The following is a 26,806-nucleotide window of genomic DNA, read 5'->3' as shown; positions in this document are numbered from 1 at the left end:
CTTTTAAGTATTTTTCTTCATATGCATGATCATTATAAGTGGACACCTTTATATTGTCTACGCTTCATTTTTTAATATTCCTAATGATAAAAGGTGGTTTTAAGGTAATATGGTTCTTTTGATTTCTATTTTTTTACAAAAAATCCCTATAACGCGGCTAAACCTTTAAAAAGCTCGACTGCGGTTTCGATTATTTCATCGCGAAAATCGTACTCATAAGTATGGATATGGTGGTAGTCTTCACCGTTGCCAATGTAGAAGATCGCCCCTTTTGTCTCCCGTAAATAGTGTCCGAAATCCTCTGAGGCTAGGAACGCTTCCTTCATTTCTACAAGCTGAAATCCCTTCTCCAGACATGCTTTCCGGATTTTGTCTGAGCTTTCTTTATGATTCGCGGTTTCCGGAAAGACATCGGTGTATGAGAAACTTACCTTTAGCCCATAGAGTTCAGCTTGATGCTTGGCCAGCTCCTCTAAATTTTGTTGGAGCTTTGTTAATTCTGCTTGATATAGTGCACGGATCGTTAAGAGCAAGTCCCCTTTACTTGCGGAAATGCCGAAAGCTTTTTCACCAATACTTACTTGAACTACAGTACAAAGAACCAATCCATCATTATTTTTTGTTGAAATAAAATCAGGAATCGCATTAATAATCGTTGCAATCGCGAAAGAAGGGTTGGCCCCATCCTCGGGTTGACTGGCGTGTGCCAGGGTGCCTTCCATATTGATTGTCATTCCCTTGGATGCACAATGAGCACTTCCATCAATCACGTTCACGGAGTTAAAAGCCATCCCGCTCATGTTATGAAAAGCAAATATTTCTTCAATATTATGTTCTTTAATTAATTCAATACACTGTGCAGCTCCATCCCCTGTTTCCTCTGCATGCTGGAAAAGAAAAAAGATATTTTTATCTGCTCCGCTTTGGTCAATTTCCAGCGCAAAGCCTGCAAGGGAGGCTGCATGCCCATCATGTCCACATTTGTGAGATACACCAGGATTTTGCGAAGCATATGGAATATCAATTGTTTCGGGGATTGGGAGGGCATCAAAATCAGCACGGAATGCAATATTTTTCTTACTTTCATCAGCGCGAAATATCGCATAAAACCACTTGCCCTTATCAACAATTTCAAGCTTGGTGTATTTTTGTAAGAAATTTATTAAATGCTGCTTTGTCCAAATCTCTTGATTGGAGAGCTCTGGATGCTGATGCAGTTCATGACGCAGTTGTTTAGCTAAAATTAGATTTGCATTTTCCAAGTCAACGGAACTCCTTTATTGAGATAAAATGTAGTGCAAACAGGATTTAAAATATATTGAAGAATTCAATTGGAAGATGTTTTTTCCTGATTATCTATGTGGACAAATCGTTCAATTTGCAACATAGCGGAAAGTACATGGATAAAGGCTTCAAGCATTGGTGAGGTTTCTAAATACTTTTTATAGTAGTAGTTTAAATTGATCGAAATTTCTTTTCTTGCATCATAGTCAAAATGGTAAAAATCAACAATCGGGAAATACAATCTGTTCCCTTGTGGCATTAAGGTTCCCATAACGATTTCACCCTTTTGAGCTGGAATCGCTAAAGGATCATAAACAATGACGTTGTGGTTTTTTCTGGTTAGTAGATCTGTAACAACCAGAACACGGTCATTAAACTTATGCCCAACATGATAAAATTTCGGTACGGCTTTATCGCATTCCCGGAGCCATGAAATCAGAAAATGCCTTTTCTTTAGGCGTTGGCTGTTTTCGGCTATATATTCCTCAATACTGCTATTGCAAAAGGTTGTGCTTGAATCATAGAGAATCCGCCACCAGAACAAATTGTGAATCAATTCATCTCGTTTCCGTCCCTTTAATTGATGATCATCTGCAAATCTTTTTGAAATTGAAAGAAAATCATTATAATAGCGCTCTAATCCAAATTTCATAAAATCGCTAAATACCTCGTGTACCATTACATTTCGAAGCTCGTCAGATACAGGATAATCATGTCGGAATGTCTTAGTTTTTGTTTCGGACTGGGTAAACTGGATTACATTATCATTCGCTATTCTCTCCTCATTCATAACACCCATCCTTTTCATATAGGCTTTATTTATATTATTCGACTACAATTTTCCTATCCCTTTTTTTCGTCGAAGAATAATGGGATTCATCACAATCGTCAATCGGTTTTGTGAATTCCACATGATGTTTTTAGCATAAATGACTTTTTCCTAGTTATGCTCGTCCGTCTTTTTGATTTTCACATGTCAAGTTGCTTGATGTTGTATGCAGGTTCTCATAACATTCGAAACAAACAATCCCCTGCTCCATTATATGCACTCCATTTAGAAAACCATCTAGACAATAAATATTCTTACGACAGCTATCACAAATGCCAACAAACTCCTTCATCTCGATCACCTCCAAAATAATTGGTACTTTACGGAAATTCGTGGTTCATAAATCTGTTTCCTTTATCTATATTTTTAATGTTAGAAAAAAATCTCTTTATAGATGATAAAAAAAGCTGTTGAGCGCTATCAACAGCTTATTTTCTTCATTATTTTGGGGTGAATATTACTTCTGATTTGCCAATGCTCTGTCTTTAAATGGAACATATTCCTCATCAAAGCACATAAACCAGCAACCTGTTTGATCTGACGTAAACACAGCTTTCCTAGAATCAGACAATCCTTCAGGTGTAAAAAAGTAAGCAGCTACTCGATCAATCTCTAGCTCAGCATCATAATATCGATAAATCATTAACGCGTTTGATTTTTGAACGGTATTCTTTTCTAATATAAAACGATTTAATAAATCAATTCGCTCCTCTGATTCAATTGCCTGAATACCAATTACATTATGTGGCACAAACCCCTCTTCGGTATCAGAGAAAAGCTTTTCAATGGTTTCGACATCTTTTTTCCAAACATTTTCACGTTCTAAATGCAGAGCAAGAAATATGTAATTTTCTTCGTCTAAACGAGCATCCCATTTCCACCAGGCTAAATCCATCGGTCTGGACCGTCCTAATTCTTTATCATACTTAGAATCTTCGACAAACGCATCAAATCCTAACATTTCTCCTAGGTTAGCAAAATAGTCAACTTCTCTTCTGGTGAACATCGACCGGTTGTGCAAGGTGGTTAGGTTCATTCTTCGATAATTCCGAACGTAGCCATCAAAAAACTGCATCAACGGATAATATTGTTTTTCCATTTGGAGCATCCTCTTCCCCTCGTTTGTTTGTTGGACAAACCATCGTTAAATGGTATAACCTAATCGAAAAATGAAAAACTTCAACACTTTCATTTTACCTTTTTATTCATGAAAGCGGCTACATAATTTGATTTTTTTCTTAAAATCTTCCAATTAGATGATAATAATAAAAATTTGGGGAAAATCTTAGCGATTCTATCTTTTAGTAGAAATACCCTATATTTTCCCAATATTAAAACTAGGAAATTATAGATTGGATGAATGTTGGCCTAATGATAAAATGGAATTGGGGGGTGGGAAATAATGGATTGGTTTGGTGGCAGTTATCAAGACTTTGATTTTGAAATGTTTTCGGTAAGTCATATTATTATCATGCTCTTACTTTTTGTTGGTGCATTCGCTCTTTATTTTTTCGAAATCATCTCAATAAACCCACCGGGAGAATCGCAGAAATAATTGTTGGCATATCTTTAGTGTTATTTGAAGTCACCTATCATATTTGGATGCTCATAAATGGCAGTTGGAATGTGAGTCACGCAATCCCATTGGAATTGTGCAGTATAAGCCTTGTGTTAACCGTGCTACTTCTTTTTACAAGGAAGAAAATCATCTATGAAATCTTATTATTTACAGCACTATTGGGGGCATCACAAGCAATATTTACACCACTCGTTAATTACGATTTCCCACATTTTCGATTTTTTCACTTCTTTTATACCCACTTAATGTCGATCTGGGTCGTGCTTTATTTTACTTGGGTAAAGGGATATCGACCGACAATTTGGTCTGTTTTTAAATTGTTTGTCTTTTTGAACATTCTCATGCCATTCATTATGTTGATTAATAGAACGGTTAACGGAAATTACATGTTTTTAGCCCATAAACCAAAAAGTCCAAGTTTACTAGATGTACTTGGACCGTATCCATGGTATATATTTTCGTTGGAAGGACTGTTGATAGCCTTAAGCTTGCTGGTATGGGTAATGTTTCGTGAAAAAAACAAACACAAAATACCTGTCGTTGAAAACGAAACGATCAAAAAATGAACTCACAATTAACCCATAACCTTTGTGCATGGGTTTTGTTTTGCACTTTATCTACTTCTAGCTCTTTCAATCAACGAATTTAAAAAGAGTAATCTCTTAAGATTACTCCTCACTGAATCATATTATTTATACGTTTTATAGTCTTGAAGCTGACTCATGTGCTTTTCATCAATCTGTCTTTCGATTCGAGCGATTTCTTCTTTGTTTGAAATAATATCTCGTTTATTATTATTAATTAGTGTTTGCATATTTAAATGTTGTTTTCTCATATAAACTTGCCCCTTTCGACAATTTCTTGTCGGAATTTGTTGCTTCCTTGAAGATAATATATCAAAATTTTCTGACATATGCAATTGTATTTGTGTGAAAATTAAAAATATTGTTACAAAATAGTGAAAATTACTATTATTTTTGTCACCTATTAGTAAGCAAATTACAAAATACTAGTCGAATGTAAAGCTCCGCGTTACGTTTTCAGTATTCTCCCAATTGATGGAAGTATTTTTTAGTAATATACTATATTCGCGGGATATATTTTAACTATTTTAAATATTCCTTAAAAAACTTTCAGGAGTGTAATCTCATTAGATTTTATTCTGAAAATCAATTAGGTGATCAAAATGAGTTTTATTAAAAAGACTCTTTACAAATATGATGTAAAGATTTTTGAGGATTTAAGTGCACTAAATATTCGTCGAATGTATTTGATGGGTATTATTATGGGGATTATAAATATTGTACATATCGTTGTATTTTGGATTAACATTACGAGTAGTCCTAAATACGTGATCCATTGGCATTATCTCATCATTTTCTTTCATGCTATTATGTTCCTTTTTAATAGTTTTTTGGGATTTATAGCTTACTGGATTGAGAAAAACAGAAAACAAGGCCAGAGAATTTCATATTTCATACAAGGTCTTAGTATTTTAACTAACCTTCTTATTGGAATTTCCCTTTGCGTTAGTGACCAACTCGTTACGACAAATATCAATCCACTTTTAACAGCCTGTATCGGTGTGGGTGTAATATTTTTGATTCCCCCGATTGTGTCAGCAGCTTATTATATCATTACATTTCTCTTATTTTTTTCGATGGTCACATGGACACAGACTGCCCCAGATTTGTTAGAACATGTAAGAATTAATAGTTTGACAGCAACTGGAATGGGATTTGGTGTTTCTTGGATACTTTGGAGAAATCATTTTTTTAGAGCACAACAACAGAAAATAATCGAAGAGCAAAAAAGGGAACTCGAAGAAAAAAACGAGTACCTCCATTATTTGGCCATTCACGATCCTTTATCGGGACTTTTCACACGAGGTTATTTTACGGAATTGGTTAATGAAGAAATCATAAAAAATATGGATGCTATTAGCGAAGCTTGTATTATACTGTTAGACTTGGACTATTTTAAGAAAATTAATGATCGTTTTGGACATCCAGCAGGTGATCAAGTGATTAAAGAAACAGCAAAAATCATCAGTTACGGACTCAGACAGACTGATGTCGCGGCACGTCTCGGTGGGGAGGAATTTATTATCCTTTTGCCAGAAACAAATCTCCAGACTGGAAAAGAATTAGCTGAGAACTTACGAAGAGCTATACAGGATTATGGTTTTGAATTTGAAGGAAAGCCGCTAGAAATTACAGCTAGTCTAGGCGTTGCAAGACTAACCGATACATTTGATACGTGCTACAGGCAGGCGGACGATGCCCTTTACGCTTCTAAAAAGAGAGGGCGAAATTGCGTTGAAGTGTTTGTTGATAGTTTAATTACTTTGTGAGCTGTTTATAGGGCTACGGATTTTAAGCTTTTTGTGTTTGGGGCAGCATAGGTGGTTTATCTTTACCACTCGTGGGCGTGGTTTTTTGAGGTTGTGGGCACGAAAGGCGACTGATCGTTACCTTCCAAGCACTTTTTTTGGAGTCGCGGGCACAATAGACGTCTGATCGTTACCTTCCGAGCGCTTTTTTTGAGGGCGCGGGCACGATAGACGTCTGATCGTTACCTTCCGAGCACTTTTTTTGGAGTCGTGGGCACGATAGACTTCTGATCGTTACCTTCCAAGCACTTTTTTTGGAGTCGCGGGCACGATAGACGTCTTATCGTTACCTTCCAAGCACTTTTTTTGGAGTCGCGGGCACGATAGACTTCTTATCGTTACCTTCCGAGCACTTTTTTTGGAGTCGCGGGCACGATAGACTTCTTATCGTTACCTTCCGAGCGCTTTTTTTGGAGTCGCGGGCACGATAGACGTCTGATCGTTACCTTCCGAGCACTTTTTTTGGAGTCGCGGAGAACGTCTATATTTTTGTGTAAATGGTTATACTTTCCAATTAAGGAGATGATCGTTTATGCAAAACTTTGGTGATATGACCATAAGAGAATTAGCCAGTCAATGTGAAACAGTGGATGACATTCAAGTTATGATTCGAGACTTATTTAGAGAAACACTCCAACAGGTATTCGAGGCTGAGATTGAAGACCACCTCGGTTACTCAAAACACAATGTGAAAGGAAACAACTCAGGAAATAGTAGAAACGGATACAGTAAGAAGACTATCAAGTCTAAGTTGGGCGAAACAGAAATAAAGATTCCTAGGGACAGAAAAGGTGAATATGAACCTCAAATAATTAAAAAGTACGAGACCTCTATTAACGGCTTAGAGGATCAAATTATTTCACTTTACTCAAAAGGAATGTCTACCCGCGATATTGAGGATCACATGAAAGATATCTACGGTATTAGTGTTTCACCTTCTTTGGTTAGTAAGGTGACTGATAAAATATTACCGCTCGTTTATGAGTGGCAGTCCCGTTTATTAGACCCTGTGTATCCAATCGTGTTTCTTGATGCGATTCACTTCAAAGTTAAGCATGAAAATCGGATTATCAATAAAGCTGCCTATACGGTATTAGGCATCAACACCGATGGTGTTAAAGATATTCTTGGCATTTGGATTGGTGAAAATGAAAGTGCTAGTTTCTGGCTAAACGTTTGCCAGGAATTGAAAAGCCGAGGAGTTCAAGACATCCTAATTGCCTGTAAAGACGGGCTTTCCGGCTTCTCAGACGCCATAACATCTACGTTCCCAAAGACTGATATTCAATTGTGTGTGATACATCAACTACGCAATAATTTAAAGTATGTCCCTACCAAACATCGTAAAGAGGTTATGGATGATTTAAAAAAAGTCTATAAGGCATTTACGCTGGAACAGGCTGAAATGGCTTTTACTGAGTTCAAAGAAAAGTGGGATAAAAAGTTTCCATCGGTTGTTAAGTCTTGGGAGAATAATTGGCTAGAACTAACGGCCTTCTTTGCCTATCCAGGTTGAAATCAGAAAGTTAATCTATACAACTAACACCATCGAAGCATTCCATAGACAGCTGCGAAAAGTCACAAAAACAAAGACGGCTTATCCAACCGACAATGCTCTTAGAAAGATAGTTTACTTGGCGACTGTTGGGGTAACAGACACATGGACTAACGCTATCCCAGGTTGGTTAGAATGTAGACAGCAGTTTGAAATCATGTTTAGTGATCGTCTTGGAATTAACGATTAAGTTTGTTGTTTAGTTTAGGGCTGCGCCCTAGGGTTTATCGCTTTTTGTTCTCCCAAAAGGGAAAAAGAGAGGTGAATACACCTCTCCCGTTTGTACAGAACCTTACTAGGTGCTCGGGTTGCTCCCCAGCATTGCCCTATCCCCCTAGTAAGTAAGAGCACTATAGTTTAAGTGTAGTCAAAATTATTGTAATTAAATCATTTACACAAAATAATTTACATTCCCGAGTCGCGGGCACCATAGTCGCCTTTTGGTTACCGTCATAGCACTTTTTTCGCGGATGCGGGCACTATAGTCGTTCATTAATTAACAACCTCCTCAGTATCTTCTGTTAAGACATTGCTGGAAACGTGCTTTGAAACTTTTTGGAAGTTTTATTCGTAAATAGTAAGAAGAAATCCATTTATCTCAAGGAGGAAATACTGATGAGCGGATCAGGTTCAGGTTGTGTTAAATGTGGAAGCAAGGATGCGGGCACAAAAGAGGTCGCGATGACGGGGACAGGACTATCAAAAATGTTTGATCTACAGCACAATACCTTCACCGTTGTGTATTGTAAAAACTGTGGATACTCGGAGTTTTATAACAAAAAAACAAGTACCGCTTCAAATCTACTTGATTTATTTTTCGGTGGTTGAGGTACAACTAACTGGGAATTCCTTTAAGGGTTCCCAGTTTTTTATTTTCTAATCAGCACTGCTTATTTACCCATACAGAAAATAAGTCCTAGCCCTTAATTCAACTCAATCGGAATCAAGAACTCGGACTTAATTTCTATTAAAAGATTAAATAATTTCAATAAGAGAACAGCTTACATACATTTTTTTACGATATAAATAAGTTGCTTTGAGCTCGGGATATAATACGATCCTCCATCATTGCGATGGATAAAGGTTTCTAATTTATTCATGACTAAATAGCGGGATGAAGTATCTTCTAGACCAAAAACAGAAGTGTCTTCACTTAATACCAATGCATCTTTTTTGTTATTCACAATACTGGCTATTTCTTCAGTCGTATAAATTGTTCCTTGTTTTAAATCATTTAATTCATTCTCCATATAGCTCATTGCTCGTTCCCTCCTTTTAGTCTATTAATTCGATGAAAGTAGGTGATTTTCCTGCATATTGACTGTATAAAAACAACTAAATTGCATAAATTTAATTAGTTTTTCCAAAAAAATTTAAAAGTTAGTTAGATGCAATTTCACACCAAATTCCTAAAAATGTTTCCCGTTATAATAATAGGCTGCCTCCCTAAAAACACTAAAGGCCACCTCTACCTCTGGAACACTTAGAGACTGGATATGTTTTGTAAGGATCTCAGCAAACTGATCCTGCATTCCTTGACCACGTTCAAACCATCTCACTTCGATAAAAGGAAAAGCAGGCACCTCTTCTTGATTAAATACATATGTAGATTGCGGGATTTCAAGTGTGAAATTATCTTCTTCACAATGACACAACTCTGCTAGCTCTCTAACCAGAACAGAGCTTATTGCTTTTACTTGTTCAACAGCTATTCCTTTGAAAATTAATTGGGGCATAACGCCATCCTCCTTGAGAGATCATTTTTACTTATTGAATTTAAGGAGTGCCTAGTCCGTAAGCGTACTAGGCACTTTTTAACTTACGGGTTTCTATTAAATGAATTCCAAAACTCACCTTTTACATTAATGAGACTTTTAATTTGTTCGTATGGAATGTGAAATTCAGGAAAGCCAAAAGCGAAGGCAGCAATTTCATAAGGTAAAAAATAGATCACCAGTTTATCTTTTGTTACATAAAAACTCTGGTCTTCTTTAATCTCGATTGGTTTATCTAATGGAAAATAGTTATCAGGCTGTTCTTTGATTTTCTTTTCAATCATTCCACTTAGAACCTTTTCGTAGTCACTACGTAGAAGAAACAAATCTTTTAATTGATAAATTTTGCCGGATTTCAAATCAATATGAATATTTACCTTACTGGGCATACCGTGGGCAGCACCAAAATGATACTCATAGCCTGTCAATTCCAGGACGAGTAAATTCTTTTGTAAAAATTGTACAGAAAAGTCCCCTGAATAACTATAGTTCATTTGCTCATTGCTCGGTAATTTTTTAACCTTGGATTCCTTCCTTAATGTTTGGTTGACTTTTGCCTGAGCGCTCTCATCTTTCATCCCTTCAATTTGGGGGTAGTAAACGAGGTAATCCTTATTAGGCCTATATTTCCGTTCAACAATCCGAACTTTCCTTGTTATTGGAATACTAGAGTTCTGCTTCCAAACAAGTTTACCGTTTCGTTCATAATAAGAAATTCGTTCATCAACAAATGCCTTAATGATATTTCCTTCCAGACTAAGTGTTCCTACGCCCTTTATACTGGGAAGGTTTGAAACTTTGTTACCATTTCGGTTGATAAAGTAAGAGGTTAATCCCTTCGTTACAGAGCTATATTCTCCTTCATAAGCATTTACATGATCAAAATCAAAACCAGTAAGAAATCGTCCATTCGTTGTATCAGCAACCGAAAACTTTGAGCCTATATAAGGAAAATTCGCATCGATTGCTTCGCCAATAGCCGCCCGATTCCCACCTAATAAAATGATTTCATTATAGTTTGGCGGTATGACAAATTCACCACTTTTATAAATAAGACCGTACTGGTTTCGAATGTCTTCAGATGTATTAACAACTGCCCTACTATTTTCAAATGGCATCGCATTCGAAAAACGAGGAGGAATCATGATTTCGCCAGATTCGTTTACATATCCAGTTTTCTCATTATTGGTTTTTTTAAAAGAAACCAAACCTTCACTTTGCACACCCATTTGTTCAAATGGAAAGGTTTGTAATTGTTTGCCATTCATATCGATCAGCGCAAATGTCCTATCATTTATTCGGACGAGTGCTTTCCCACCGTGAAAATCATTTGCAAATTCATATTGTGGTGGAATGATGATTTTTCCCTTTGAATTCAAATAGCCATACCGAATATCATTCCCGTGAATGTGATCCTGAAAGACAGCACGGCCCTCCTGAAAGGCACTGATAAAAGAGTAAGCTTTGTTTGTTATTTCTTTCCCAGCTTCATCTATGACTTTCATACCTTGACCTTCCTCATGGACAACCGCAAAACCTTCAGAAAATGGTTGAATCGATTCATATTTTAGATGAATGACAAACTGACCATTTTGATCGATCACTCCAGCGAGTCCATCGCTCCAGACGATTGCAAGTCCATTCTCCTGAAAATCATAAGCATTCTCAAACTTCGGTAAAATAACAAACTGACCGAGTTCGTTTATATACCCCCATTTCGTTCCTTCCGCAGTTTTTATTGAAGCAGGAAATAAACGCATCATAGCTAATTGACTTTTCATCCTTTTACTTCTCCCCATTTGATTTTCCTAATTATCATATGGTCGAATGAATAATCAGTGTCGGATGAAAAAACAAGAAGATTTAATGCAAATATCTAAATCAAATTCAATATTTTCTCCACGCGACTAATATTTTCAAGAAATTCGTTAAAATCCTCATATACATATTCCTGAGCATGAGCTGTATTATTACGCAATTCCTCGACTGAGCGAAAGAATTGACCTACATCGGTTTTTGAGACAAATCCTAGTTGTTCCAATAGCTGAGGTGTTCGTTTGATGATTGTTCCTTTATCCGACAACTGCAGGCAATCAATCAGTCCTAAGCTCTCGTTTTTCTCTTTCCTTGATTCATATACTTGAATGGATTTCGTCAGTCTTCCTTCACTTAAACAGGTTTTCCATTCTTCCCCGGAAAGGAGTTCTGAATCAAGCGGACAAGTTCCATTTCGAGCAGGGAAATTAAGCCAAACACAAGCATGCGGATTGGCTGCTTTTGCAGATCGGCTACTGTAATTAACTTACGGACTTGATTTTTTTCCAGGATAAAGACGGGGTGTTTTTCTTTTAAGATTTGTAATAATTCGATTAGGGAAGTCGCTTCCGAAACGAGGTCCTCCATTGCAAAATAACGAATATATTCGGCAATCGATTGTTCTCCTAGTTCATTTTTCACAACATAACCGATCAATTTTCCACCAGATTCCACTCCAAAATAATCAAAATCCAGCTCATCCATCTTGGATTTTATTATTTTCGTATCATCTTCTAATGAACACGAAACTAAGTCTTCAGCAATTAAGGTAACAGAAAGATTATCAGAGTATATTTTTCGAAGGATATTGAGACTTTTATTTAAATTGTCATTGTGCATGAACAAATCAACCTTTCCAAAAGATGTTGCTTCTTTACAATAATTCTAACATCATGCTTGTGTCAAACCTATATAAAAAGGGTAACAGACACCAGTCCAACTAACTGAATGATGCTGTTACCCTCTCATTTTAACCAATTTCTAGCGATACTTCCTGTGTTTTGACTTCCTCTGAAACGGATTGTACACTTTTTGCTCCATAAAAAACATAATATAAGATTGAGATTAAGAACGTGACACCAATAACATATACTAGGGGTATTTCCGTTCCAAAAATACCAAGGGAAGTCGTTAAAATACTGTATTTAATCACACTGTACAAACAAATGAGACCAAGGATAAGGGCAATGGCTGGAACAACCGGGTACATCACCTTAAACGGACGTTCGAGATTCGGCTCTTTCTTTCTTAAGATAAACAATGATACCAAGCTAATACAATACATCACGACTGCTCCAAACACTGCTAAAATAATTAATGCGTTGGCGAATGTCGCTGATCCAGCACAGATGACTCCAATCGCACCTGGGATTAACAAGCCCCACACTGGAACACCTTTCTTGTTTAATTTTGCTAATGAGCGAGGAATATAGCCATCTCGAGCTAAGGCGTACGTTTGGCGAGAATAACCAATTATAATACCATGAAGACTGGCAATTAAACCAAATAATCCTATAATAGCCACGATGGTTGGAATCACACTTCCCTCGCCATAAATCGATGCCAACGCCTGAGGTAATGGATAATCTGCTAACTCACCGCTTCCGCCACCTAAACCGGCTGTCACAAACAGAGTAAATAAGGTAGCAAACGCTAATGTAATAATTCCACTAATAAACCCTTTCGGAATGTCCTTCTTCGGATTTTCTACTTCCTCAGCGGACATCGCCCCACCTTCAATCGCCAGATAAAACCAAATCGCAAATGGAATCGCTGCTAATATGCCAGTCCCGCCATTTACAAACGAGGAACTATTCACAATGTTCGACATTTCCACATGCGGTAAACCAGCAACATAAAAGATTGCCAAACCGACCAAAGCAACAATCGTTGCCACTAATTCAATAATCGCTGCTTCTTTAACCCCAATTAAATTGATCAATATGAAAAGAATAAAGACACCGACTGTTGCATAAACCGGGTTAATAGCAGGAATCAAGAAATTAATATAAGCCCCTGTCGAAACCGCAATAGCTGGTGGAGCGAAAACAAACTCGATTAAGCAAGCAATTCCCGCGATAAATCCAGCAAATGGACCCATTGCTCTCCTTGCATAAGCCGACGGGCCCCCCGCATGTGGAATCGAGGTCGAGAGCTCAGCATAGCTAAACATGAACGTAGTATAAAATAATGTAACAATCAATGCAGCAATCGCGAGGCCAAGAATCCCGCCCTGTTCAAACCCATAATTCCATCCGAAGTACTGTCCGGAAATCACCATACCTACTGCTATTGCCCATAAATGAATGGGCTTTAAATGCTTCTTTAATTCATGATCCATACTCATTTCTTTTCCTCCCTTTTATAAAAATGGCTGTGTAAAATAGAGTGTTGATTTCCGCTCCAGGTGCTTCGCTTTCCGCGGGGCGGGCGGTGAGCCTCCTCGTCGCTATCGCTCCTGTGGGGTCTCGCCTGTCCCGCTGCTCCCGCAGGAGTCTTCGCACCTTCCGCTCCAATCAACTTGTGCCCAAAAACAACATTGAGCTATAACACAGCACTAAAAATAAAAATTATTAACTCGTTAATGAGATTTTTAAACATGGATAAAATTCCGTGATTAAGCCTCCGCCTAAATTTAGGTCCCGTCTTTACTAAACAACTAAATTTACTCCACTCGTTTTTTGCTGCAGCATTTTGTGAATCATGGTCCCCATATGGGCGGCAGCTTCAATCGGGGTCGTCCCACGACGATGGATATTGGAAATGACCATGCGATCGGATTCTTTAGTTCCTTTACGTGGCCGATAACACATATAGGCACTGAGGGAATGAGCACAAACAAGCCCAGGTCGTTCACCAATTAATAAAATGAAAGCCTCTGGCTCTAGTAGCTCCCCGATCACATCCATACAAGCTACCCTTCCTCCCCTAACAAAAAATGGTGTTCCTGTATTTAAGCCATAATGTTCAAGAGAATCCAGCAATGCGGGGTATACATCCATGATGTTTTCTTCGATAGCATTGGCGCTTAAACCGTCTGAAATGACAATCTGAACCACTGGTTTTTTCACACATTTCTCAATGATTAACTGTTCTGCTTCTTTAGAGAAGATTCTTCCTTGATCAGGACGGGTCAAATAGCGCTCTTTCGTTCCAAAACAGGTATCAATTGTAAACAATTCAAATTGTTCCAGAGTTTGAGCTGGAACCTCTCCATATACCGTATCAACGGCAGCAGCATGGTCAATGCGAAAGGAGAGATAATCCTTGGTTAACGGCCGGGTGCCTGTTCTTCCAACACCGATTCGAGCCGGGGTTAAACCTTTTAATTCCGATAATAAGTCTTCCTTCAATTTGTCATCCCTCCTAACCTATTTCCGATTTATAAACAGCGTTGGGTCACCTGCTATTTTTGTTAATTTCCCATCTTTCATGATTCCCTGAGACTTCAGCCACTTTTCAAATTGAGCGGCTGGCTTTAGCCCCAACACACTCCGAATCGTGGCAATATCGTGATAGCTGACCGATTGATAATTGAGCATACAATCATCCGCCATCGGAACACCAATGACAAAATTGACCCCTGCACTTGCCAGTAGCATGCTTAAATTATCCATATCATTTTGGTCTGCCTTCATATGGTTGGTATAGCAAACATCGACCCCCATCGGTAGACCATGAAGTTTTCCCATAAAATGATCCTCAAGACCGGCTCGAATTACCTGTTTGCTATCATACAAATACTCAGGCCCAATAAATCCAACGACGGTATTCAGCATAAAAGGGTTGAACTTTCTTGCTAGACCATAGCATCTTGCTTCAAGCGTTACTTGATCAATGCCAAAGTGTGCATCTGAAGACAGCTCAGATCCTTGGCCCGTTTCAAAATACCAGCGGTTCGGACCAATAGCTGTCCCTTTTTGATGAATTAGGGCATTTGCTTCCTCCAGCAAGGAAACAGAAATCCCAAATGATTCGTTTCCTGCTTGCGTACCAGCCAGACTTTGGAAAATCAAATCAGCTGGTGCTCCCTTTTCAATCGCTCTCATTTGACTTGTTACATGGGAAAGGACACAATTTTGAGTTGGAATCGCAAACTGATTCATCACTTCCTTTGATTCACTCAAAAGCCCGTGAATATTGCTGGTCGTATCAATTACAGGGTTGATTCCAATTACAGCATCACCAGCTCCATAGCTTAAAGCCTCATAAAGCGAAGCTCGCATTCCTTGAAGGGAATCAGACGGATGGTTCGGTTGTGCTCTTGCGGCCAATGTACCTTTATGGCCAATTTCCGTATTACAGCGGGTAATAACCTCTATTTTTGATGCCGCTTGGATTAGGTCCAAATTGGACATTAGCTTTGTGACCGCCGCAATCATTTCACTCGACAATCCCTTACTAATTGTTAATAAATCAGGCCCAGATTGAGCATCATCAAGGATAAACTCACGAAGTTCAGCCACTGTCCAGCTTTTGATTACGTTGTACACCTGACCATCTATTCCCTCTTCTATTACCTTGCTTACTTCATCCTCTTCTGGTGGCAGCAATGGGTAATTTCGAAAATCGGCTAACGATAGGTCAGCCAAAATTGATTTTGCCGCCATCCTCTCCTTCATATTTTCAGCACCAATGCCTGCTAAAGTGTCCCCTGAACGCTCTTCATTTGCCTTAGCCAGTATTTCTTTTAAACTATTAAACTGGTACGTATTTCCTAATAAAGTTGTTTTTTTGTGCACCTTTCACACCTCCTTGTTTTTTAAAAGGCCAATGTCTTGACTGAAATTGAAATCGCCTCTCCCGCGACCGGAAGTCCCAGATCAATATAGTCGCCATAAGTAAAATCGACTTGATCGACACACATCACATCAAGTTTTCCCTTGCCATACCTTGTAATCGCCTGCCCTAGAGCTTTTGCAATGTCCTCTTCACATAGAACCACCAGACTATTTGAACAAGGAAAAATGAAAGAAAATTCGGCAACAATGGTTTTAGCCAATCCTTGTAGCATGGCATAACTGCAATATGGAATCTCTGATAAAGCAAGGGCAATTGGGGGATCGAGATCCTTGTCGTATAGCTGTACGGCCTGCAACAGTAAGTTGTGTAGCCTCAATCGAAAGTCTGCCTGATTCCAGGTACCTTTTTCCGCAACAGGAATCTTTTCAATCGGCACATTTTTCATTGGTAATCGAGCTTCGTTAACGTGAATCGTTGCCCCGCTTATTTCAGTATTTTGCATACCTGCCCCAATAACTGTGGCCCTGGTCGTTTCCTTAGCTGACTGAAATACAAAGGGAAATTTAGGAACTGCCTCAGCTAAAGTAGAGGCTAATAAAGGGCCGACATCCCCGTGCTTGGTTACTTCCGGGATAGTGGCAGGACGATCTGCTTTCAGCATCTGACCCACCCCGCCGGAAATCATGATTTCATCGATTGGGAAAATTTTTATCGGGTCTGCATCTAGCAATAACAGATCTGCGAAATATCTTCGCTTCCCACTTAAATGTGAAAACATACCTTCCGCCATAGTTTTACAAATATCCTTTAATTCGGAAAATGTGATATTCTTACCTATTTTCAAGGAAAAATGATTAGCTTGAAGCCATTTGGAAATATGCGGTGAGATATACGTAATTTCACCTGCATCTGTAAGCCGAATTAGCCTCCCGCCTACATGAAAGGTCATAGTCTGCACCGCTTTTCCGTTCTGAAACAGTGCGACATTTGCCGTTCCTCCACCAATATCCACATTGGCGACAATCCCTTCGACATCCTTAGACCGCAAAGCTGCTCCAGATCCCTTACCGGCTAAAATACCTTCTAAATCAGCCCCTGCAGTTGCAACAACAAAGTCTCCAGCCCGATCAGCCAAGTAATGAAGGATCGATTCAGCATTTTCCTTCCGTGCCGTTTCACCAGTAATAATCACCGCACCTGCTTTAACCTCTGCGATACTCGTTTGTGAATCCTTGTATTCTTTTTCTAAAATTTGTGCGAGCTTAGTGATATCAATTTCAGTCTCATTCATAAACGGAGTAGTATAAATCGGACTTGAGTAAATCACCTTTCTGTCGACGATTTGACAGCTCGGAAGACTAAAACTGTTTCCTGCCTCGCTAATAAGGAGCTGACTTACAATAAATTTAGTTGTACTCGTTCCTATATCAATTCCAATACTAGAAATCCAATTTTCTTCCAACCTCATCACCTCACTTATAGATTTACTGTATGATGTTGCAAATAAAAAGCTTGTGAAATAAAAAGCGCCTTGAATCGACTCTACGAATTAGTAGAGTGGTTCAAAGCGCCGTTGCTTCATTTATTATCTTTTTGGTTGTGTTAATTTTGTTTGTTGATTTCCACTTCAGATGCTCAGCGCCGCGCGGGGCAGACGGTGAGCCTCTTCCGCTCCAATCAACATTGTGCTTTAACACAGCCTACTTTTTAGTACATTTATTCTTGTAGGACCTGTTGGGCGAGCGTTCCCAAAGGAGTGTGTGTATCCATGCTTCTTTTTTGCAAATACCTGTACGCTTCATCTTCGGTGCACATAAGCCTCTGCATCAAAATCCCTTTTGCCTTTTCTATCTGCTTCCGCTCCACCATTTTCTGCTCAAGCTTGCCCATTTTTTCTTGTAGAGCTTGAAATCGGGAGCGCTGATTAAGCGTCATCTCAACTGCTGGCAATAAATCATGTTCTCGAACAGGTTTGACAAGGTATGTATTAATATCGGATTGTTTTGCTTGCTCAATTAATTCACGATGACTATAGGCGGTTAACAGTAGGATTGCGCAATCTGAAAATCCTCGAATGACCGAAGAAGTTTTAATTCCATTCACTTTTGGCATTTTAACATCCATGATGATCAGGTCAGGCTTAAGTTTATAAGCTTTTTCAATTGCTTCTTCGCTGTTTTTACCTTCGCCAACGACATAGTAGCCATTTTCCTCTAACATTTCTCTTATATCCATTCTGGTAATTGGTTCATCATCCACAATCATGATTTTTGCTTGCATATTTACATCACCTGTCCGGAATTGGAAATGTTATCGAAACTTTAGTACCTCGTTCGGAATGAAATAACGAAAGTTCACCTTGTAATTCTTCCTCTACAAGCATGGTGACCAGCTGCAAGCCTAAAGAGGAGGTTTTAAAACCAGTTAAATTACTATCCATTCCTGTCCCATTATCTGCTACTGTAATATAAGCCATTTGCTTTCGCTGATGAACACTCAGTTTAATTAGCCCTGTCTCTTGTGATGGAAAAGCGTGCTTTATGCAATTTTGTACAAGTTCGTTTACAACAAGAGAAACCGATGTTGCTTTATCAGAAGGTAAAAATAACGGTTCTCCCTGAATAGAAACCTCGAACATTTTTTCCTGGTTATTTGATAATGAAATAAGCAATGCGGCAATTTGCTCCATTACAAATTTTGCATCTACTTCTTCAATACCATGCTGAGCAAGATAATCATGCACTAAAGCCATGCTTGAGATTCTAGAAACACTATCACGAAATACTTCAGTTGCTTCACTTGAAGAAGATCTTCGCATTTGCAGCCGCAGTAAACTGGCGATTACTTGTAAATTATTCTTTACCCGATGATGAATTTCTTGAATGACTAGCGTTTGAAAGACACTCTCTTTCTCACTAAAGTTATCCGTCTTCATCAAGGTTTTCATATTTTGCTCAGTTTGAATCTCTTGTGAGATATCACGCTCTTTAATGAGTACAGCAATCGTATTACCTACTGAATCCTTAATCGGTACAATATCTTGCTGCATGACTACATTTTCTTGTGAAATCCCTCTCGAACCGATGATGGGTTTCCCCGTTTTTAAACTGAACAATACCCCAGGCTCTGTGTCATCATGAGCAATTTGCCCAACGACGGAGTTTTTGTATAACGATTGTGTTGTTCGAGGGTTTGCTTCAGCCACAACAATCGCTGCGTCTTGATTAGGTAGCAAGCAATCTATAAAGATATCAGCTTGAGAAAGATCAGCAATAATTTGTAGATTCTTGACCATCTCATAAATCACGCAACACTGTTCATCTGTCAATTGAGTAAAATCTTCGAGATCAAATGGTTTGCTCATACAATAATGTTTCCCTTTCAATGATGCTACCCCTTGTTAATTAATTGATGATTCGGAAAAGATTCAACCTTTTGATTATTTATATAGTAATATATCATAATGAAAATTCGAGTGCAATCATTTGTGTTAGATTTTCTGACATAGTTTTTTCGCCCTATTTTTAGCCAACTTATTTACATCCAGGACCATTCGCACCTACCTTAAAACCCTTTTCTCTACAATCTTGTCAAAGTGTTAATCAATAATTAGGTAAGTTTACATGTTTTAAATATATGCACAAATATTAATATTATGACAAGCTTAAGGCGTCCCACTGCCCCCCCCCTTTATTCTTATTCTAATTGGAGTTTCAACGAATGATTACTTGCATTACTTAGCTTGTATTTACGATGATTGAATTTTATTAATAACAGTTTAAGAGATTAGATCATTTTTCATAAAGAGTTTCGATATTTTTTATTCCAGTATTTACTCCAAAATCACTCGTTCCTTTTATATTTATCAAACCAATTAAGATAATGACATTGGCGATGCTTCCAAATTTAGCGCTTGGCCACCAAAGGATAATTAGTAGTTGTGACACAATGACCGCACTGATGGCGATCTTTTTCCACCAGTTGCGTTTCATGATCAAACCGATAGCAGAAACGAGAAACAAAGCAACAGCAGCAAACCAAACTATTCCCAGCATCCGTTGTAATAAGTTTGGAAGTACAATCAATGTTCCGACGGAAAGCTCCTCTATTTTTGAAAGACCAAGTTCATTAACTCCACCCATTATATGAATCAATCCATGAAAAATCATAACAATCGTGACAACCCATCTCATATGGATTCCCTCCTGAGCATCAAATTCCTAGGCTAATACATCTTCTGGTTTGTTATATTCAATAGCTGCAATTTCACACTCAAACCATTTAAAATCTCCAGTTTCTTCTTTCCAAATGATGTCGCTCTTGGTCGGAATTCTAATCCCATTTACTTCTTTAACCTCTTTCGTGACCCCACCCCAATCCATTAATTCATATTTTCCCTTTACCTCTCTGTACCTTTTTGCAAAAAACTGTACTAAATCGCCATTCGCATTAAACGTAAAAACTCCCGATGCGCTTACCCCCTTATAGCTCATCGTCGCTTTTGCATTATTGACATCAATTGAATCCCATTTTATGTATGGACTTAACGCTGCAGACGGAAACCATGGCATTTCGCCGAGATACCGCAACAATGTGCCTTGATCTATTTCCGGCCCCTCAGCATCTACGACAGGAAATAAGGAAAGCAATTTTATACTCATCTTGCCTTTACCATTTGAATACCTATCCAACCCAGCTAAAGAGAAAAGCGGAGCCATCTTCACTTTTGCTTTCCAAACAAACTCGGGTTCGTCTATCCTGAAGTATTGCTCAGCGCTAGCCTCCATCCAACGTCCATCAATCGTCGTCCTCATGCGACCTGTTTGCTTCAAACGGACTGAGATGATTTTCTTTTTCCCGATTATATTCGTGCTTTCAAGCCATCTTTGAACAGGGTCAGGCAATCCTGTCAAATCTTCTTCCTGTAAGTAATCGTTTTTCTGTTCTGGAATATTGCTTAATAACCTACTTACTTCCTTTTTGGCGTTTTGCTCGAAAAGATTATTGGCTACTGTTGAAGCAAAAACCACGACAAAAATAAGTACAATAATGACAAGCAATGAGATAAATAACCAGTTAGGCATAAGTGTTCCTCCAAAATCGTTTATTATATTAGAAAAAAACACAACAATTAATCTACTAATTTTAAATTCTTGTTATGATTTCATTATAATCAATAAATTTGATGATTTATAAAAAACGTTCGGGTGAGTTAATAGAAAAAAAGGAACCAAAGAGGAGTTTCTATAATGTCATCGAATAGATAATTTAAAAGGGGGGGGAATTTGTGAATAATAGTAAAAAAATATATTTTTCAAAATTTACGATGCTATTAAAACTTTTTCCACCCCTATATTTAATCCATGATATGGAGGAGATTCTAACTGTAGAGAAATTCCTTAACGTTCATTCCAATATTATCCCTTTTCGTGTAACGACAATAGAGTTTTCAATTGCTTTTACACTTTTATGGATTATAGGTTCAATCGGTTGTTTTAAAGCCTTAAAAAATAAACAATTCATCGGGATGAAGCCAACTACTTATCTTTCATTTTTAGTACCAGGAATACTATTGGCAAACGGCATTGGTCACCTTTTGCAATTTATTTTCTTCCGAGCCTATGTACCAGGAATCATTACATCTATCTTAATTTTATTTCCTTATTCTTTTATTACTGCCAAGTTTCTGATTGCCGAAAGAGTATTAACAATGAAAAAGCTTTATATTTACCTATTAATAGGTTTTGTTTTACAAGCACCGCTTGCCTTTTTTGCCCTCTTTATTGCAAAGTTCATATTTTAAAATGAAAGGTCACTATTATAATATCACTTTATTTTTAGAGATCAAAAAGGCTGCCGACAATGTCGACAGCCTTTCATGGGCTAAGCCCTTTATATTATTAGAATTTAGAGTGATAGTTTTCGATTTCCCAAGAAGAAATGGCAATGCGATAGCTATCCCATTCTGCTTTTTTCATCGCTACATACTCAGTATAAACATGCTCTCCAAGAGTTTTAGAACCAATTTCTCCTGCTTCTAATTCTTTAACAGCCTCTTCTAAGCTTCCAGGAAGGTTTTCGATTCCTTTAAACGCTCTTTCTTCTTCAGTCATATGGAAGATGTCTTCGTTAACTGGAGCTGGAGCTTCAAGTTCTTTCAAAATTCCATCTAAACCTGCAGAAGCGATTACTGCAAAAGTTAAATATGGGTTAGATGATGGGTCTGGACAACGTAATTCTACGCGAGTAGCTAGGCCTCGTTTAGCTGGGATACGAATAAGCGCTGAACGGTTTGAAGCAGACCATGCAAGATAAACTGGTGCTTCATAACCAGGAACTAAACGCTTATAAGAGTTTACTAGTGGATTTGTTACAGCCACAAAGCTCTTAACGTTTTCAAGTACACCTGCAATAAAGTGGTACGCTTGTTTTGATAATTGTAACTCATCAGAAGGATCGAAGAATGCATTTTCGTTTCCTTTAAAGAATGACATATTCACGTGCATACCAGATCCATTGATACCAAATACTGGTTTTGGCATAAATGTAGCATGGTATCCGAATTTCTTCGCAACTGTTTTAACAACCCATTTGTACGTAGTTGATAAGTCTGCTGCAGTTAGTGCATCAGCATATTTAAAGTTAATTTCGTGTTGTCCTTCAGCTACCTCGTGGTGAGATGCTTCGATTGTGAAGCCCATTGCTTTTAAAGCACGATAGATTTCTAAACGAACGCGTTCGCCAAGATCATGTGGTTGTGGCTCAAAATAGCCTGCTTTATCGCCTAATTCTTGTGTAGCATAACCATTGTCATCATTTTTGAAAAGGAAGAATTCCAATTCAGGTCCAACTGAGATGCTGTAACCTTGATCAGCTACGCGATCGACAGTTTTCTTTAAAACGTTTCTTGTATCTCCTTCAAAAAGCGTTCCGTCCGGGTTTGTTACAGAGCATAAGAAACGTGCTTCAGAATAGCCTGGCTCTTCTGTCCAAGGGAGAACAGCAAATGTTGATAAATCTGGTTGTAAATAAAGGTCGGATTTGTTAATTGGAGAAAAACCTTTAATAGAAGATCCATCAAACATCATTTTACCTTCTACTACATCTTCTAATTGTAGGGATGTTACCGTTACATGCTTTAAAATCCCTTCAATATCAACAAATTGCAAGTGTAATAGTTCAACATTTTTTTCTTTAATTGTTTCTTTAATTTGATCTAAAGTTGAATTCGCTGTTGTATTTGATAAAGTCATGTTACATTACCTCTCATATTCGCGTAGTGTTTTATTACATCAAAATCTCGATATTTAGATTATATTTAAATCTACACGATTTGACAACAGTTTTTTTATTATTTTTTTGAATATTTATACCAATCTTTTTGAAAACGATTTCATACAAAATCGACCTTTAATCTCATCAAACGTCGTCTAAACATTAATAAATATGCATTAAATATAATAATTAATGAATGTTTATCTGCTAAACTTAAAAAAACTGCTGGTTTATTTCTGGTCGATACGACGTATGTCGACAAAATAAAAACAACATTCTTTTGGTAGAATGCCGTGTAGTTGAATAATAATAGACATAGATTTATGTGATTGTGGTTTTCTTTCGATATTGGACTCCGTTATTTTCTACTCTACTTATTCTTGCTAGTTTCAGATTTTTGCTGCCGTAATTTCCGTTCCTTCCATTGATCATAATTTAGCCCATTTCGGTTAGGATCGTTTAAATACTGGATGTACTCAGAGCTCATTTGGAAAAACAAATCAATCACCTCCATTGTCTTACTAATAATGTATGCGCTTACAATCATTTTTTTGACAATAAACAGTGAATTAATAGAAGGTAATACGTTCAATTTTCTTCGCAAAAATCAAAAATGCAGAGGTGCCACGTTAGTGGGTACCTCTGCATTTTGATTGCAATTATTTTGTGGTGGACATCAGATCCCTTATTTACACAAAAAGTGTTGATTTTAATAGTCTAACCGGACATCCAGTTCTCTATTTGGAAATCTATTGGCCAGATTCTGTGGTTTTTATTTAAATAAGGAACCATGCGTCCGCATAGGTCTAATAATTAGGGCATTTTTTCAAAATAAGGTCTTATATGTCCGCTCAAAAAACCTAACCTTGATTCAATTGATCTTCCCCCACGTTTGTTAACAACAAAACTCAAAAGGATGGTTATGGGTAATTTTTTCCCAATGCCACACTGGCTGTTTAGTCGGATCAACCAGATACCACGCAGCCAGGGCTGCTGCACATGCATCAATTTGATGTGTTGTATCGGAAAATTCAGTTGGGATTCCCTTTAATCCTATTTCGTTATACCATTCGAGAATCACTCTGCACGATTCCAGATCTTTTTTATATTCTCGAGCATGCTCAAAACGTTCTTTATCAATTCGAGTTCCAATGGCTGCACCAGGATGTACTTCTACTATTTTTATTTTATCCGCAAGTTTTGTTGACATTATGGTCCTTGTTAAAACGACTCCTCGTAGTGTTAAATAGACCATTTTAGTTAAGGTTGGCGGCATAATCGAGCTGCCAGAAAGACCATACTCCTTAAGAACTTTTCGTATGCTCTTATCCTGTGGCCGATCCCCTCCGCCATCTTGATAGGATAGCGGGGCATCAATCCCAATTACCACTTTATCAAGAGATGCTGCTGACATAATGGCTTCAAGCAACATTTCATCACTCGCATTTGTTAGAGCCTTCTCAAAAATAAGTTCATTTTCCTCCATTTGAAAAATCGTCATAACAGTATCTTTGTGGTTTGCGGGTCCTGATAAATCAATTCCAATGATTTTCATGAAATGTGGTCCCTTCTCTTTTTGTACTAGAACAAATAAGCATTATTGGGTTTTGTCTAACGCTCTTTCTTACATTTTACAAAGTGAAAATTTATGGAAGGTTTATTTTTCATGTTCTTATTTGGCTCGTCAATTTCTGAAATCTCTATCAGTCCATATTTTTCAAAATCATGTTTTATGGAGTCAGTATCATAGAAAAACATTTTGACGCCTTCAATTATCTCGAAATAGTCTTTATCCAATTGTTTGCCCTTTCCAAACATCGGGGCTTTTTTTGAAACAGTTGTAAAAATCATATAGCCATTCGGCTTTAACTGATTAAAGCAATCCTTTATAAACTGATCTCTCTCACGACGATTCAATAAATGAATAAGTGCATAGCTAAAGATACCGTCATAGAGTTTGTTATCAAAAGGCATGTCCGTTACAGAACCATGAAAAATAGGAATATCAAGACCGTTTTTCCTCGCTAAATCAATCGCCGTTTTTGATATCTCAATACCTGTTACATCTATTCCATTTTCGATAAAAACCTTTGCATTTCTGCCATATCCAATACCAGGTATCAGGATGTCCTTAACATTTCTTTCAAGAAAAAAATCCTTTGTCAAAATCGCGGAGTCTGAAGGTTCATATCCCCACATCGTTTGTTTTTCGATAAAACTTGATTCCCAAAATTCCATTATATCTCGACCCTTTATGTTTTATTTTTTGGGGATGATTCTTGCTTCAAACAGCTTTTCTCTGTATCTCTGGAAAAACCAAATCACAGTAGAAAGCCAAAACCCACTTGCAAAATAACCTGCGATAATATCACTAGGATAGTGAACACCTAAATAAATCCGACTAATACCAATCATCAGTATGAATACACTGCAAATCAGGATGAGAACGGTTCGCCCTAATGCTGAACGAAGATGTCGCCACAATAAAAACGCAATCATCCCATAGGCTGCCATCGCATTCATCGCATGACCGCTAGGAAAACTGTAGCCTCCAATTTCAATTAAACGATGTAAATCTGGACGTGCCCGATGAAAAAAGTTTTTTAAAATCCCATTGAGAATCGGGGTTGCTATAATGAAAATCGTGAATAGAACAAATTCAGAATGGTTTTTAAGTGTCAAAAATAAAAAGAATAGAACGAGTAAAGAAACTACGATAACGGATTTTGTATTTCCGATATACGTGAAAATTTTCATTATAGATGTTAGAGTTGGATTCTCAAATCCTTGAACGAAGGATATTACAGCTTTATCAAATAGCGCAATATGATGGGAACTAATTGTTAAAGCCATCATGCTGAAACCAATTAGTGAAACTACACTAATGATAAAAGCCCATAACAGATGTACCTTTAAATTCATAATTTGTCTTACCTCACATTTTTTTCAATAAATAAACCTTAGATCCTTACTGTATCGTTATGCTCTTAGTTATAAGGTTCCAGTTCATTAGATTTACATTGGTATTATTCCATGCTTATCCTCCCCGTGACATTCACGGTTATCCAGATTAGCAATTTCATATAGCTTTTTTTCTGCCAAATAATTTCCCATTAGGTCTTCTGCTTCTTCCATCACTTTATTAATCAAACAACTACTTTCTTGAAATTCGCACTTAAAAAAGGCGCCATTTCCTTCAATTGCATTTATGACATCTAAAAAAGAAATATCTTCTATGTTTTTACTTAGAACATATCCGCCTTTTACACCTGAGGTTGACTCAATCAAACCAGCCTTCACTAACTGAGTCAAAATCTTTGAAAGGTAGGTTGTAGATACATTAAAGTGATCCGCAAGCTTTTGTACACTTAATTTCCCATATTGTGCATGCTGAATCATGTACACAATTGTATGCAATGCATAATTCGTTGCTTTTGAATATTTCAAAACATTGCCTCCATTTAACCATATTATAGATATTAGATGTCTATAATATAGAGATTACTTTCCTTGCTGTCAATTACAATGAAGGCGTCTATACTTCGAAGTACATGATTAT

The 26,806-nt window shown here is 37.6% G+C and carries 28 protein-coding genes and 2 pseudogenes; 6 read left to right on the top strand and 24 right to left on the bottom strand.

Features of this window, described 5'->3' with window-relative positions:
• Window positions 1–146: 146 nt before the first annotated feature.
• The 3 genes from RGF10_RS12030 to RGF10_RS12020 all read right to left on the bottom strand — a co-directional run bounded on the left by RGF10_RS12030 (window position 147) and on the right by RGF10_RS12020 (window position 3,212).
• The gene (locus tag RGF10_RS12030; protein WP_318502373.1) at window positions 147–1,262 is read right to left on the bottom strand and encodes a M20 metallopeptidase family protein; all 1,116 of its coding nucleotides are present in this window, start codon (window positions 1,260–1,262) and stop codon (window positions 147–149) included.
• 65 nt (window positions 1,263–1,327) lie between these two features.
• The gene (locus RGF10_RS12025) at window positions 1,328–2,074 is read right to left on the bottom strand and encodes a hypothetical protein (protein WP_318502371.1); all 747 of its coding nucleotides are present in this window, start codon (window positions 2,072–2,074) and stop codon (window positions 1,328–1,330) included.
• 496 nt (window positions 2,075–2,570) lie between these two features.
• Window positions 2,571–3,212 carry a hypothetical protein gene (locus RGF10_RS12020; protein ID WP_318502369.1) on the bottom strand — a complete coding sequence of 214 codons (642 nt, stop codon included), beginning with the start codon at window positions 3,210–3,212 and terminating at the stop codon, window positions 2,571–2,573.
• A 303-nt stretch (window positions 3,213–3,515) separates the two neighbouring features.
• Between RGF10_RS12020 and RGF10_RS12015 the strand changes: the two genes are divergently transcribed.
• Both RGF10_RS12015 and RGF10_RS12010 read left to right on the top strand, forming a co-directional pair.
• Window positions 3,516–3,668 carry a hypothetical protein gene (locus RGF10_RS12015; RefSeq protein ID WP_318502368.1) on the top strand — a complete coding sequence of 51 codons (153 nt, stop codon included), beginning with the start codon at window positions 3,516–3,518 and terminating at the stop codon, window positions 3,666–3,668.
• The gene (locus RGF10_RS12010) at window positions 3,608–4,258 is read left to right on the top strand and encodes a YwaF family protein (RefSeq protein ID WP_318509436.1); all 651 of its coding nucleotides are present in this window, start codon (window positions 3,608–3,610) and stop codon (window positions 4,256–4,258) included. The genes RGF10_RS12015 and RGF10_RS12010 overlap by 61 nt, the downstream gene beginning before the upstream one ends.
• 122 nt (window positions 4,259–4,380) lie before the next feature.
• Here RGF10_RS12010 and RGF10_RS12005 read toward each other — a convergent pair whose 3' ends face one another.
• Window positions 4,381–4,527 carry an FbpB family small basic protein gene (locus tag RGF10_RS12005; protein ID WP_318502366.1) on the bottom strand — a complete coding sequence of 49 codons (147 nt, stop codon included), beginning with the start codon at window positions 4,525–4,527 and terminating at the stop codon, window positions 4,381–4,383.
• 351 nt (window positions 4,528–4,878) lie between these two features.
• Here RGF10_RS12005 and RGF10_RS12000 point away from each other — a divergent pair, with 351 nt between their 5' ends.
• The 3 genes and pseudogenes from RGF10_RS12000 (at window position 4,879) to RGF10_RS11990 (ending at window position 8,467) form a co-directional block, all read left to right on the top strand.
• Entirely contained in the window at window positions 4,879–6,045 is a 1,167-nt protein-coding gene (locus RGF10_RS12000; protein ID WP_318502365.1) for a GGDEF domain-containing protein, read from the top strand.
• Window positions 6,046–6,616: 571 nt separating this feature from the next.
• Window positions 6,617–7,829 (top strand): annotated as a pseudogene (locus RGF10_RS11995) (IS256 family transposase).
• A 425-nt stretch (window positions 7,830–8,254) separates the two neighbouring features.
• Complete coding sequence (locus RGF10_RS11990) at window positions 8,255–8,467, top strand: zinc ribbon domain-containing protein (RefSeq protein WP_318502363.1); 213 nt, start codon at window positions 8,255–8,257, stop codon at window positions 8,465–8,467.
• A gap of 173 nt (window positions 8,468–8,640) precedes the next feature.
• Here RGF10_RS11990 and RGF10_RS11985 read toward each other — a convergent pair whose 3' ends face one another.
• The 14 genes and pseudogenes from RGF10_RS11985 to RGF10_RS11920 all read right to left on the bottom strand — a co-directional run bounded on the left by RGF10_RS11985 (window position 8,641) and on the right by RGF10_RS11920 (window position 21,056).
• Window positions 8,641–8,898: a hypothetical protein gene (locus RGF10_RS11985; RefSeq protein WP_318502361.1), complete on the bottom strand. Its 258-nt coding sequence runs from the start codon at window positions 8,896–8,898 to the stop codon at window positions 8,641–8,643.
• Between the two features lie 150 nt (window positions 8,899–9,048).
• Window positions 9,049–9,375 (bottom strand): DUF1904 family protein, encoded by a 327-nt coding sequence (locus tag RGF10_RS11980; RefSeq protein WP_318502359.1) that lies wholly within the window; start codon window positions 9,373–9,375, stop codon window positions 9,049–9,051.
• A gap of 83 nt (window positions 9,376–9,458) precedes the next feature.
• Window positions 9,459–11,195: a WG repeat-containing protein gene (locus RGF10_RS11975; protein ID WP_318502358.1), complete on the bottom strand. Its 1,737-nt coding sequence runs from the start codon at window positions 11,193–11,195 to the stop codon at window positions 9,459–9,461.
• A 95-nt stretch (window positions 11,196–11,290) separates the two neighbouring features.
• A complete protein-coding gene (locus RGF10_RS11970; RefSeq protein WP_318502356.1) occupies window positions 11,291–11,497 on the bottom strand; it encodes a hypothetical protein in 207 nt (68 codons plus the stop codon).
• Window positions 11,498–11,583: 86 nt separating this feature from the next.
• Window positions 11,584–12,069 carry a hypothetical protein gene (locus tag RGF10_RS11965; protein ID WP_318502354.1) on the bottom strand — a complete coding sequence of 162 codons (486 nt, stop codon included), beginning with the start codon at window positions 12,067–12,069 and terminating at the stop codon, window positions 11,584–11,586.
• A 130-nt stretch (window positions 12,070–12,199) separates the two neighbouring features.
• Entirely contained in the window at window positions 12,200–13,570 is a 1,371-nt protein-coding gene (gene eat, locus RGF10_RS11960) for an ethanolamine permease (protein WP_318509434.1), read from the bottom strand.
• A 21-nt stretch (window positions 13,571–13,591) separates the two neighbouring features.
• Window positions 13,592–13,777, bottom strand: a pseudogene (locus tag RGF10_RS11955) (hypothetical protein).
• Between the two features lie 103 nt (window positions 13,778–13,880).
• Window positions 13,881–14,582 (bottom strand): ethanolamine ammonia-lyase subunit EutC, encoded by a 702-nt coding sequence (gene eutC, locus RGF10_RS11950; RefSeq protein WP_318502352.1) that lies wholly within the window; start codon window positions 14,580–14,582, stop codon window positions 13,881–13,883.
• Between the two features lie 18 nt (window positions 14,583–14,600).
• Window positions 14,601–15,971, bottom strand: coding sequence for an ethanolamine ammonia-lyase subunit EutB (locus RGF10_RS11945; RefSeq protein ID WP_318502350.1), 1,371 nt, complete (start codon window positions 15,969–15,971; stop codon window positions 14,601–14,603).
• A gap of 20 nt (window positions 15,972–15,991) precedes the next feature.
• Window positions 15,992–17,434 (bottom strand): ethanolamine ammonia-lyase reactivating factor EutA, encoded by a 1,443-nt coding sequence (locus tag RGF10_RS11940; RefSeq protein WP_318502348.1) that lies wholly within the window; start codon window positions 17,432–17,434, stop codon window positions 15,992–15,994.
• A gap of 254 nt (window positions 17,435–17,688) precedes the next feature.
• Complete coding sequence (locus tag RGF10_RS11935) at window positions 17,689–18,252, bottom strand: ANTAR domain-containing response regulator (RefSeq protein WP_318502346.1); 564 nt, start codon at window positions 18,250–18,252, stop codon at window positions 17,689–17,691.
• A 7-nt stretch (window positions 18,253–18,259) separates the two neighbouring features.
• Window positions 18,260–19,357 (bottom strand): sensor histidine kinase, encoded by a 1,098-nt coding sequence (locus tag RGF10_RS11930; RefSeq protein ID WP_318502344.1) that lies wholly within the window; start codon window positions 19,355–19,357, stop codon window positions 18,260–18,262.
• Between the two features lie 406 nt (window positions 19,358–19,763).
• Entirely contained in the window at window positions 19,764–20,165 is a 402-nt protein-coding gene (locus RGF10_RS11925; RefSeq protein ID WP_318502342.1) for a hypothetical protein, read from the bottom strand.
• A gap of 27 nt (window positions 20,166–20,192) precedes the next feature.
• A complete protein-coding gene (locus RGF10_RS11920; protein ID WP_318502341.1) occupies window positions 20,193–21,056 on the bottom strand; it encodes a DUF6544 family protein in 864 nt (287 codons plus the stop codon).
• Window positions 21,057–21,259: 203 nt separating this feature from the next.
• Here RGF10_RS11920 and RGF10_RS11915 point away from each other — a divergent pair, with 203 nt between their 5' ends.
• Window positions 21,260–21,775 carry an HXXEE domain-containing protein gene (locus tag RGF10_RS11915; protein WP_318502339.1) on the top strand — a complete coding sequence of 172 codons (516 nt, stop codon included), beginning with the start codon at window positions 21,260–21,262 and terminating at the stop codon, window positions 21,773–21,775.
• 97 nt (window positions 21,776–21,872) lie between these two features.
• Here the strand turns inward: RGF10_RS11915 and glnA are convergent, their stop codons facing one another.
• The 6 genes from glnA to RGF10_RS11885 all read right to left on the bottom strand — a co-directional run bounded on the left by glnA (window position 21,873) and on the right by RGF10_RS11885 (window position 26,694).
• On the bottom strand, window positions 21,873–23,225 hold the full coding sequence (gene glnA, locus RGF10_RS11910; protein WP_318502338.1) for a type I glutamate--ammonia ligase: 1,353 nt from the start codon (window positions 23,223–23,225) through the stop codon (window positions 21,873–21,875).
• Window positions 23,226–23,617: 392 nt separating this feature from the next.
• Window positions 23,618–23,746: a hypothetical protein gene (locus tag RGF10_RS11905; RefSeq protein WP_318502336.1), complete on the bottom strand. Its 129-nt coding sequence runs from the start codon at window positions 23,744–23,746 to the stop codon at window positions 23,618–23,620.
• A 396-nt stretch (window positions 23,747–24,142) separates the two neighbouring features.
• Window positions 24,143–24,802 (bottom strand): DUF429 domain-containing protein, encoded by a 660-nt coding sequence (locus tag RGF10_RS11900; RefSeq protein ID WP_318509257.1) that lies wholly within the window; start codon window positions 24,800–24,802, stop codon window positions 24,143–24,145.
• 56 nt (window positions 24,803–24,858) lie between these two features.
• Window positions 24,859–25,485: a class I SAM-dependent methyltransferase gene (locus tag RGF10_RS11895; protein WP_318509255.1), complete on the bottom strand. Its 627-nt coding sequence runs from the start codon at window positions 25,483–25,485 to the stop codon at window positions 24,859–24,861.
• 21 nt (window positions 25,486–25,506) lie between these two features.
• A complete protein-coding gene (locus RGF10_RS11890; protein WP_318509253.1) occupies window positions 25,507–26,169 on the bottom strand; it encodes a phosphatase PAP2 family protein in 663 nt (220 codons plus the stop codon).
• 93 nt (window positions 26,170–26,262) lie between these two features.
• Entirely contained in the window at window positions 26,263–26,694 is a 432-nt protein-coding gene (locus tag RGF10_RS11885) for an RrF2 family transcriptional regulator (RefSeq protein WP_318509252.1), read from the bottom strand.
• Between the last annotated feature and the right edge of the window lie 112 nt (window positions 26,695–26,806).

The organism is Bacillus sp. T3 (genome assembly GCF_033449965.1).
Classification (GTDB): Bacteria; Bacillota; Bacilli; order Bacillales; family Cytobacillaceae; genus Bacillus_BU.
Note: the sequence above shows the minus strand (reverse complement) of the source record. Positions and strands in the feature narration are given on the sequence as shown.

Bases quoted from the DNA above. Each gene is read 5' to 3' on its own strand.
- RGF10_RS11895 (WP_318509255.1), bottom strand. From the start codon at position 25,485: ATGGAATTTTGGGAATCAAGTTTTATCGAAAAACAAACGATGTGGGGA.
- eat (WP_318509434.1), bottom strand. From the start codon at position 13,570: ATGGATCATGAATTAAAGAAGCATTTAAAGCCCATTCATTTATGGGCA.
- RGF10_RS12025 (WP_318502371.1), bottom strand. From the start codon at position 2,074: ATGAATGAGGAGAGAATAGCGAATGATAATGTAATCCAGTTTACCCAG.
- RGF10_RS11925 (WP_318502342.1), bottom strand. From the start codon at position 20,165: ATGAGATGGGTTGTCACGATTGTTATGATTTTTCATGGATTGATTCAT.
- glnA (WP_318502338.1), bottom strand. From the start codon at position 23,225: ATGACTTTATCAAATACAACAGCGAATTCAACTTTAGATCAAATTAAA.
- RGF10_RS11980 (WP_318502359.1), bottom strand. From the start codon at position 9,375: ATGCCCCAATTAATTTTCAAAGGAATAGCTGTTGAACAAGTAAAAGCA.
- RGF10_RS11985 (WP_318502361.1), bottom strand. From the start codon at position 8,898: ATGAGCTATATGGAGAATGAATTAAATGATTTAAAACAAGGAACAATT.
- RGF10_RS11900 (WP_318509257.1), bottom strand. From the start codon at position 24,802: ATGAAAATCATTGGAATTGATTTATCAGGACCCGCAAACCACAAAGAT.
- RGF10_RS12005 (WP_318502366.1), bottom strand. From the start codon at position 4,527: ATGAGAAAACAACATTTAAATATGCAAACACTAATTAATAATAATAAA.
- RGF10_RS12020 (WP_318502369.1), bottom strand. From the start codon at position 3,212: ATGGAAAAACAATATTATCCGTTGATGCAGTTTTTTGATGGCTACGTT.
- RGF10_RS11920 (WP_318502341.1), bottom strand. From the start codon at position 21,056: ATGCCTAACTGGTTATTTATCTCATTGCTTGTCATTATTGTACTTATT.
- RGF10_RS12000 (WP_318502365.1), top strand. From the start codon at position 4,879: ATGAGTTTTATTAAAAAGACTCTTTACAAATATGATGTAAAGATTTTT.
- RGF10_RS12015 (WP_318502368.1), top strand. From the start codon at position 3,516: ATGGATTGGTTTGGTGGCAGTTATCAAGACTTTGATTTTGAAATGTTT.
- RGF10_RS11990 (WP_318502363.1), top strand. From the start codon at position 8,255: ATGAGCGGATCAGGTTCAGGTTGTGTTAAATGTGGAAGCAAGGATGCG.
- RGF10_RS11935 (WP_318502346.1), bottom strand. From the start codon at position 18,252: ATGCAAGCAAAAATCATGATTGTGGATGATGAACCAATTACCAGAATG.
- RGF10_RS11965 (WP_318502354.1), bottom strand. From the start codon at position 12,069: ATGCACAATGACAATTTAAATAAAAGTCTCAATATCCTTCGAAAAATA.
- RGF10_RS11890 (WP_318509253.1), bottom strand. From the start codon at position 26,169: ATGAATTTAAAGGTACATCTGTTATGGGCTTTTATCATTAGTGTAGTT.
- RGF10_RS11975 (WP_318502358.1), bottom strand. From the start codon at position 11,195: ATGAAAAGTCAATTAGCTATGATGCGTTTATTTCCTGCTTCAATAAAA.